Source organism: Albidovulum sp., from assembly GCF_049646345.1.
Classification (GTDB): domain Bacteria; phylum Pseudomonadota; class Alphaproteobacteria; order Rhodobacterales; family Rhodobacteraceae; genus Albidovulum.
Genome location: NZ_JBARVQ010000759.1, coordinates 1 through 8,728 on the forward strand (window position 1 = coordinate 1; position 8,728 = coordinate 8,728).

Genomic DNA, 8,728 nt, shown 5'->3' on the forward strand with positions numbered 1-8,728 from the left:
GTCTCATAGCGGGTTTTCCAAACGTATGCGCATCCTTATCGCCGAAGACGAACAGGTTCTTTGTGAACAGATCAGACGGGCCCTTGTCGCAGACGGGCAAACCGTCGATGTTGTCCATGACGGAGAAGAAGCTGCGTTTCGCGGCGCGACCGAACCCTATGATGCCATCATCCTGGATATCGGGCTTCCAAAACAGGACGGCCTGTCGGTTCTGAAAGGCTGGCGGGCGGAAAAGATCGATACACCGGTGTTGATCCTGACGGCCCGCGATGGCTGGACTGATCGGGTCGATGGTCTGGATGCGGGGGCAGACGACTATCTGTCGAAACCCTTCCACATGCCGGAACTATCGGCGCGTATCCGGGCGCTGTTGCGCCGGAAGGCAGGGGTGACCAACCCGGTGCTCAAATATGGCGATGTGGAATTCGACACGCGCAGCGGCCGGGTGGTCCTCGACGGATTTCCCGTCGATCTGACAGCGCAGGAAAGTGCCGTGCTGTCCTATCTCTTTCACAATATCGGACGGCTGGTGTCGCGCACCGAGCTTTCAGAACACATCTACCAATATGAAGGCGACCGCGACTCGAATACGATCGCGGTGTTCGTCACCCGTTTGCGCAAGAAGCTCGGCGCCGATCTGATTCAGACTGTGCGCGGCCGCGGTTACATGATCGACGCCCCCTGATGCGGTCGTTACGGCAGCGGGCCATTGTCGGCGGTCTGATCTGGGCGGCCATCATCGTCGCCATCGGTGGCGTGGCGCTGTTCTACTTCTTTGATGCCCTCACCTTGCGACGTTTCGATACGGCATTGTCAGACCGACATCGTCAGGTCGTCGCGGCACTTGGCAACAGCGGCGGGGGGCTTGATGAGATTGAAACCTTTCTGACCGACCCGGCCTATAACCGCCCCTATTCGGGGCGGTACTGGCAAATCAGCGATGCCGATGGAAATGTTGCAGCATCGCGTTCGCTCTTTGATGCGTTGCTGCCGGTGCCGGACCATGCGACCCCCGACCGGAATTTCTGGAACGATACCGGGCCTGAGGGCCCGATTCGGGGTATCGTCAGCATGATCGGCCTCGAAGATGGATCCACCTGGGTGGTCTCGGTCGCCGAAACGCTCACCGCATTGGAAATCGACCGTCAGCAGATCCGCCAAAGCCTGCTCACCACCTTTGCATTCATCGGCGCATTGGGTGTCGTCGGCGCCGTGCTGCAAACATCGGCGGTGGTCCGCCCGTTGAACCGGCTTCGGCAGGACGTTTCGCATCGCTGGGACAGCCACGATGCGCTCGAACCCGGCGACTATCCGGACGAAGTGTCGCCGCTGGTCGCGGACATCAATATCCTGCTCGATCGCAACCGCGAAATCGTCGAACGCGGTCGCAGACAGGCGGCCGATCTTGCCCATGCGCTGAAAACACCATCGGCGATCTTGCGCAATGAGCTTGACGTGCTTGCAACCAAAGGGATCGACATCCAGCAGGCCCAAAACGCGCTGGACCGGGTCGATGCCCAACTTACCCGGTCGCTTGCACGTATCCGCGCAGTCAATACCGGGGCCGCAACGCGCTCGATGACCTCTTTGCCCAACTCGGTCGAGCGGATGATGCGGCTTTTCCGGTCCATGCCGGAGGTTCAGGAAAAAACCATCGAAAGGGATGTTCCGGAAACTCTCGAAATTCCTATGGATGCGCAGGATCTTGAGGAATCGCTCGGCAACATCCTTGAAAACGCCGTCAACTGGTCCAAATCCGCAATCCTGATATCCGCAGGTGAATCCGAGAGAGACATCTGGCTGATGGTGGAGGATGATGGACCGGGCATTCCTGAACAGGATCGTCGCGAGGCGCTGCGCTCCGGCGGACGGCTCGACACCTCTGCCCCGGGTACGGGTCTTGGCCTCGCGATCGCTGCCGATCTTGCACAGGCTTATGGCGGTGATCTTGCGCTGGACCACTCCGTCGGGCTGGGGGGGCTGAGTGTGAGAATCTCGGTCCCGAAACGCCATGGCCTGTCAGGGCGGGATGCGCAGCAGGATTAGGCTGAACGCCCATGCCGCGCCGCTTGCTTCGGCTGGTTTATGCCAGCCATGCCCCATCCAGCACTCTACCGATAGGCGCTTCGGCGCCGAAGGTTTCCCGCACCGCAATCAACAGTTGAACGCCCCCCGCCTCTGGCCCTTTCTGCGCAGCATCGGAAAGACCGATAGCAGCGTCCGGGGGCACAGGTTCGATGCGGAACGATCTGACAGGGGCCGGCCGTCAAAACACGGCCAGAGACGATGGCAAGACCTCTGCCCTCATCGTCGTGCCTTGCCTGAACGAAGCCTCCTATATCGGCAATCTGCTTGCGCAGCTGCTCGCTTTCGCCGAACGCTCTGCCAGTCATGTCGTCGTCGTTGACGGCGGCAGTACCGACGGGACGCTGGACATCGTGCAGGGAATCGCGGCGACACATCCACGCCTGTCACATCTTCACAACCCGAAAAAAATCCAGAGCGCGGGCATAAACCTGGCGGTGCGGATCTTTGGTGCAGGCACTCGCCACATCATCCGAATCGACGCCCATTGCGGCTATCCGGACGACTATTGCGCGAAGCTGATCGACGAGGCCGAAGCAACCGGGGCGGGCAGCATCGTCGTCGCCATGATCGCGGCGGGCCGGGGGCCCGTTCAGCGGATCAACGCCGCCGTCCAGAATTCCCGCCTCGGCAATGGCGGTTCGCGGCACCGGCGACATCCGACGGGGCAATATGTCGACCATGGCCATCACGCGCTGATCCTGACGGTGGTCTTCAATGCGGTCGGGGGCTATGACGAAAGCTTCCGCTGCAATGAGGATGCAGAGCTTGACTACCGCATCACGCAAGCCGGCTACAGGATCTGGCTGACCGCACGGACAGCGGTGACCTACTACCCGCGGCAAACCCTCGGCGCGCTCTTCCGGCAGTATTTTTCTTATGGGCAGGGTCGCGCCCGGACTGTGCTGAAGCACCGCATCCGCCCGATCGCACGGCAGGCAATCGTTCTGGCTGTCGCCCCCTCGATCCTGACGGCGGCACTCTTTGCGGTCTCGTTGTGGGCCCTGCTGCCGATGGCGATCTGGGCACTGGCATGCCTTGGCGCCGGTGCAGGCATCGCCATCCGCGCGCGGGAGCCGGGGCTCCTCTGGTCAGGCTGTTCCGCGATGGTCATGCATGCAGCCTGGTCTTTCGGCTTCTGGCAACAGGTGATGTCGCGGAATTCCGGCAAAGATGGGCGGGCCATTCCATGACCAATCCTGCCGATCCTGTCGCGGTGGATATCTGCGTCTGCACCTTCCGCAGGCCCCAGATCGCGGACACGCTCGCCTCGATCGAGAAGCTGGCCGTTCCGCAGGGATGCACCGTCTCGGTCATCGTGGCCGACAATGACGACACGCCCTCGGCCCGTCCGCTTGTCGAAAGCTGGGCGCAGAGGTCACACTTTCGGGTTACCTACCTTCATTGCCCGGCCAGAAACATCTCTATCGCCCGGAACGGATGCCTTGATACCTGCGCGTGGGATTATGTCGCGTTTCTGGATGACGACGAGGTTGCGACGGAAGAGTGGCTGGATCAGCTTCTCGGAACGGCGCGGACGACCGGGGCCGATGTCGTGCTGGGGCCCGTAGAGGTCCGCTACCGTCCCGGCGCACCTGCATGGATGCAGGGGGGCGACCTGCATGACACTCGCCCTGTCTGGGTTCGGGGTAAGATCCGTACAGGCTATACCTGCAACGTCCTGTTCCGGCGTTCCTCGCCCGCATTCAGCCATGCCCGGTTCGACCCGGGCTTTGGCCAATCCGGCGGCGAGGACAGCGACTTCTTCCACCGCGCTTTTCGGAACGGCGCACGCTTTGTCTTCGCACCGGATGCCATCCTGCGTGAAGAGGTTCCAGACGAACGGGCGACTTTTGACTGGCTGGCCCGGCGACGGTTCCGCATGGGGCATACACATGGTCAGCTCATCGCCCGTGACAAGGGGCTTGGCGGGCGCTTTGGGTCTGCTGCCCTGGCGGGGCTGAAAGTCATCTACTGCCTCGCAGCCGCCGGTCTGACCGCCGCCGCACCCCGACGCCGGAACCACGCGGCCCTGCGTGGGCTTTTACATATTGGCACGCTCTGCGGCCTGTTCGGCTGGGGCACCCCGCGCCACTACGGTCAGCCACAGTCACACCGGGTGCTCCTGTCGCCCCTCAGCACGGACATTCAGGAATGAAACAGCTCGGGATCGGACTTCGCGAACTTGACGCGCGCATGCCCCCCGATGACCGGCCGGTCGAGGCGGGTCTGGACCTGCGCCAGATCCTTGCGGTCTTTCGGCGGCGTCGGCGTTTGCTCGGGCTTGCCACGGTTGCCGGTCTTGCACTCGGCATGGCCTATCTTCTGACGACCCCGCCCCGCTACTATGCGGCCAGCAAGGTTCTGGTGGATGAACAGCTCAGCCGCCTGACGGATGAGATATCCTCGGCAGAAGCGGCGATCCGCGACGATGCGGCCCTGATGAACGAACTTCAGGTGCTGCAATCGCAGCAACTCGCGGTGGCCGTGATTGACCAGCTTGGCCTTGTCAAAGACCCGACACCGCTTACCGAAGGGCCATCGGCGATCCGGCGCCTTGTTGATACGGTCACCGCCCCGCTCAGGCAGTTGCGCCCGGCGGCCCCGACACCACCGGACAACGCCGTATCAACGCTTTCGGCAAATGAGCAGGTGCGCGACGCCCTTGCCCTTAAATTGGCGGGTGACATCATCGTCAGCCCGGTCGGACGCAGCTACGTGATCGAGATCGGCTATATGTCACAGGACCCCGGCTTTGCCGCACTGGTCGCAAATGCTTATGCCGAGGCCTACCTCTCGGACCAGCTTGTCGCCAATCTGGACGCCAAACGGCGGACCGCCGAATGGATGCAGACGCGGCTCGACCAGCTTCAGACGGATGCGCAGAACGCGGCCCTTGCGGTCGAAAGCTTCAAGGCCGAAAACGGCCTGATCGCAGATCAGGATCAGACCCGGGAACGCCTGCTGGCCGAACAGAAGGTTGAAAAGATCCGCACCGATCTGGAACAGGCGCAGGCCGTGCTGGATGCGGCGCGCGGCGCAACCGACAGCAGTGAGGTTAACATCGCCAGCGCCGAGGCGAAGGTTGCCGAACTGACCGCCGCGCTGGCGGAACCCACGGCCGAGATCGACCGGATCACCAATGCCCAGATCCGCCTGCGCGAGCTTGAGCAACGGGAAAAGACCCTGAATGCGCTCTATCAGGATTTTTCAGCGCGGCGCGAGGCGATCGGACTGCAGGACAGCTTCCCCGTCTCTTCCGTCCGGATACTGACCAAGGCCGACACGCCCGGGAAAGCGGCCACGCCGAAAGCCTCCCGGGTGCTGCCTGTGACCATGCTTCTTGGCCTTCTGATCGGGCTTGCCCTGGCGCTGCGCAGCGAGTTCCGGGAACGCTTCTTCCGCACCGGCGACGATGTTCTCGACACAACCGGCCTGCCCTTTCTCGGCTATCTGCCGGTTGTTCCGTCCACAGTCCGGAACCAGAAAAGCCTGTTCAGATGGCGCGAGGGACGGGACCGCCCTGGCAAGGACGCCACATGGCATCCCGAACAGACCGCACCGCAGCTTTTCATGGCCCTGTCCGCGCCGCATTCAATCTATGTCGAGGCGTTGCGCAATATCCGTGTCGCGGCCGATCTGTCGGTTCCCGGAAATTGCAGGGTCATGGGGGTGATGTCGGTCCTGCCGGATGAAGGCAAGACCATGACTGCCGTCAACTATGCCAATGCTTTGGCCTGTTCCGGCGCGCGGGTGCTGCTGATCGACGCCGATCTGCGCCATCCCGGTCTCAGCGATACGTTGCGGATCACCTCTGGTGCGGGGATCACGCAGGTGCTGATGGAGGAGGTGGGATTGGCCGATGCCATCCGCACTGTCCCGGCAACCGGGCTGAATGTCCTGCCCTGCATCCGGTCCACGCTCACCGCCTATGCGGGCGAGATGCTGAGACTGCCGAAGATGGCCGCCCTTATGACTGAGGCGCGGGCGGCCTACGACTATGTCGTGTTCGACCTGCCGCCGGTCGGCGCGGTGGTCGATGCCAAGATCCTGATGCCGCATATGGATTGCGCGCTGCTTGTCGCCGAATGGGGGCGAACGCCCCGCGACCTGATCCGCCAGCAGGTGCTGCGTGAACCGCATGTCCGGGGCAGGATCCTCGGGATGGCGTTGAACAAGGTCAGGCTGGACGATTTACCGAAATACAGCCGGATTGATGGCACCGAGAATTACATCGACGTCTATTCAGACTATCAGACGGCGCGATGATCACCGGCCGACCCCCAAGCGTCCTTTGATACGGATGCAGGCTTGTTTTGACGCCGTACTGCAAATGGGCGACTATTGGCGCGGGAAGGGCGGATTTGTCCGCGGTTTTTTATGCGCATTCCGATACTCATCGCCTTCATGCTGGTCACCGGCATCACCGTCACGGCGCTTTCGGCCGCCGCCGGGATTGGCTTTGGCGGCATCGTCCTGCGGGTGGTCGCGGCTTTGGTCTTCGTTCAGATCGTCTATTTCGGTGCCCTGATCGCCCTTGCCGCCCTGTCGGGGCGCCACCGGGATCAACGCCGGGATGCCCCGTCAGCCCCGCTCAAGCACCGTTCGCCGCGATAAAGCGCTTCCGCCCGGGCGCCATCCGCCCCGCAATACGGATCAGACCCCCCCTGAGAAGAAGGCGCCGCCGCGCGCGCAGTGGCAATGCGCCTTCGACACTGAACCGGGTGAGCGACTTCACCAGACCGTTTGCCCGCGCCTGCGGAGAATAGGCAAAGACCGGGGAATGCAGGAACTCCGCCCGGTCGGTCACAGGTGCCCGTCGCCAGGCCCGGCGCTGCAACTCTACGATCGAGCGTTTGAGGTTCAGTTCCCGGCGATAATATCCGGCCTTCGCCCCCAGATCGCGGGTGGTTTCACTCCCGTTCTCGGCCCAGACGGCCAGGGGTTCCATCGCGACATGTATATCGTCCTGAAGGGCATAGGTGCGGATATATTCCTGCAAGGTCGCGCTGATCGGAAAGCCGACCTCGAAGTCGGACGCGGCACGGGCGGACCAGAAAAGACCACCATTCGACACGCCGATATCGGCCATCAGCGCCAGCCGGAACCGGTCAGGTGCATAGCGCCCCTCAACGAATTTTCGGTCAAGAATGCCGAATGTACTGATCCGGGCGGCCCCGGTGCCGCTGGCATATTCGATGACCTGATTGCGCAGGATCACCTCCACGCCTTCCAACTGGCAAAGCGCGATATTGGCCGCGATGAAATCCGGCAGGATGAAATTGTCATCTTCCACCACGCAGAAATAATCCGCGCCGCGCGGGTTCTGACGGCTGAAACAGGCGTCGATGTTCTTTGAAGCAAAAAGCTGTGGCCGGTTGTGGTGATAGTGAATGCGCCCATCGGCCAGGGCGGCGACAACCGCCGCGCCCCCCCCGTCCGGATCATCGTCAAAGACATCGCAGACCCAGTTCCGCCAGCTCTGCGCCTGAAGCGAGCGCAGGCAACGCTCCAGCGCCTCGGGCCGCCGATAGGTTGGCGTCCGGATCTGGACCAGCGGCTCGGGCGGCAGGTTATCTGGCAATGGAATGGTCCTTTCGCGCAAGATGTTCCCGCGCCGCCCGGGCGAGGTTTCGCACAAGTGGCGGATCGCGCAGCATGATCGCCAGCGCGCCGAGCGGGTCGCGCCCTTTGATCCGCCCGACCAATTCTGCAAAGCGCAGTTCGCGGCAGAGGTTTTTCCGGCGTTGAGCGAAGAGGCGCTGCAATTCCGTCGATGGGCCGATCGCCGGGGCAAGCCGGTCCTGCGCCGCGATCATCGCGCGGATATCGGCGGGTTTCAGGCGATGCGATACTGAGCCTTCGCGCTTGCGGTAGCGGTAGAAGGCGTCCGGCATCACCGTCATGGATAGCCCCTTCAGGAGCAGACGCAAAAGAAAATCGTGATCCTCGCCCACGCGCAGGTCTTCGCGGTAGCGCATCTCGCCGATCCTGTCGCGCCGGATCAGCGGCTTCAGATAGCCAAGTGGCGCATGACCCGGCCCCGGCAATTCCGACCGCAAGAAGGCGTCCGGCGTCACCGCGACCAGACCTTGCGCAATATCTGCCGGCAGGAGGTGGCCAAGATCGGCCCCGCCTGCATCGGAAAAGAGGCTGAGATTGTCGGCAACGATATCGGCCGTTGCCCCGGCCGCGTGGTCCAGCATCCGGCGGAACCGGTCGGGCAGGATCAGGTCGTCGGAATCCACAACCGCCACCCAATCCCCCCGGGCTGCATCCAGCGCGCGGTTCCGGCTTGCGCCCGGGCCGGTATTGGCAGGTGCCGTCAGCACACGCACACGGCCGTCCTGACTGGCAAGCTCCCGGGCGATGACGACACTGTCATCGGCGGAACAATCGTCCGCCACGATCACTTCGATATCCTGCAATGTCTGGGCCAGAACCGATCCAATGGCGGCCCGCAAATATGCGCCGCCATTGTGGTTCGCCATGATCACCGACAGGGTCGGGACTTCTTCCGCTTCCATGGCAGGCCAAATCCGGTTGTTCCACCCGAAATCCCTATCATGCGGCCCGTCCTGCGTCACAGGGGGGACACCACGCGCCAGCGGCGATCCGCGTGTTTGGCCGGCCGGAATAGGCG

The 8,728-nt window shown here is 62.8% G+C and carries 8 protein-coding genes; 6 read left to right on the forward strand and 2 right to left on the reverse strand.

The features are described 5' to 3' along the window. The 6 genes from WBB85_RS19985 to WBB85_RS20010 all read left to right on the forward strand — a co-directional run. On the forward strand, nucleotides 1–685 hold a 685-nt coding region (locus tag WBB85_RS19985), incomplete at its 5' end, for a response regulator transcription factor (protein WP_432640342.1). Next, a complete protein-coding gene (locus tag WBB85_RS19990) occupies nucleotides 685–2,046 on the forward strand; it encodes a sensor histidine kinase (protein WP_432640343.1) in 1,362 nt (453 codons plus the stop codon). The genes WBB85_RS19985 and WBB85_RS19990, both read left to right, overlap by 1 nt. 191 nt (nucleotides 2,047–2,237) lie before the next feature. Next, entirely contained in the window at nucleotides 2,238–3,278 is a 1,041-nt protein-coding gene (locus tag WBB85_RS19995; RefSeq protein WP_432640344.1) for a glycosyltransferase family 2 protein, read from the forward strand. Next, nucleotides 3,275–4,243, forward strand: a complete 969-nt coding sequence (locus tag WBB85_RS20000; RefSeq protein WP_432640345.1) for a glycosyltransferase — start codon at nucleotides 3,275–3,277, stop codon at nucleotides 4,241–4,243. The genes WBB85_RS19995 and WBB85_RS20000 overlap by 4 nt, the downstream gene beginning before the upstream one ends. Next, nucleotides 4,240–6,354 (forward strand): Wzz/FepE/Etk N-terminal domain-containing protein, encoded by a 2,115-nt coding sequence (locus WBB85_RS20005; RefSeq protein ID WP_432640346.1) that lies wholly within the window; start codon nucleotides 4,240–4,242, stop codon nucleotides 6,352–6,354. Before WBB85_RS20000 ends, WBB85_RS20005 begins: the two co-directional genes overlap by 4 nt. Before the next feature lie 111 nt (nucleotides 6,355–6,465). Continuing rightward, nucleotides 6,466–6,702 carry a hypothetical protein gene (locus WBB85_RS20010; RefSeq protein ID WP_432640347.1) on the forward strand — a complete coding sequence of 79 codons (237 nt, stop codon included), beginning with the start codon at nucleotides 6,466–6,468 and terminating at the stop codon, nucleotides 6,700–6,702. Here the strand turns inward: WBB85_RS20010 and WBB85_RS20015 are convergent. Continuing rightward, on the reverse strand, nucleotides 6,680–7,669 hold the full coding sequence (locus WBB85_RS20015; protein ID WP_432640348.1) for a glycosyltransferase family 2 protein: 990 nt from the start codon (nucleotides 7,667–7,669) through the stop codon (nucleotides 6,680–6,682). The genes WBB85_RS20010 and WBB85_RS20015 overlap by 23 nt on opposite strands. Then, the coding region (locus tag WBB85_RS20020; protein WP_432640349.1) for a glycosyltransferase family 2 protein at nucleotides 7,659–8,728 on the reverse strand (1,070 nt) is incomplete at its 5' end. The genes WBB85_RS20020 and WBB85_RS20015, both read right to left, overlap by 11 nt.

What these genes read in the sequence shown, in the direction of transcription:
- WBB85_RS19990 (WP_432640343.1), top strand. Translation starts at nt 685, where the DNA reads ATGCGGTCGTTACGGCAGCGGGCCATTGTCGGCGGTCTGATCTGGGCG.
- WBB85_RS19995 (WP_432640344.1), top strand. Translation starts at nt 2,238, where the DNA reads ATGCGGAACGATCTGACAGGGGCCGGCCGTCAAAACACGGCCAGAGAC.
- WBB85_RS20000 (WP_432640345.1), top strand. Translation starts at nt 3,275, where the DNA reads ATGACCAATCCTGCCGATCCTGTCGCGGTGGATATCTGCGTCTGCACC.
- WBB85_RS20005 (WP_432640346.1), top strand. Translation starts at nt 4,240, where the DNA reads ATGAAACAGCTCGGGATCGGACTTCGCGAACTTGACGCGCGCATGCCC.
- WBB85_RS20010 (WP_432640347.1), top strand. Translation starts at nt 6,466, where the DNA reads ATGCGCATTCCGATACTCATCGCCTTCATGCTGGTCACCGGCATCACC.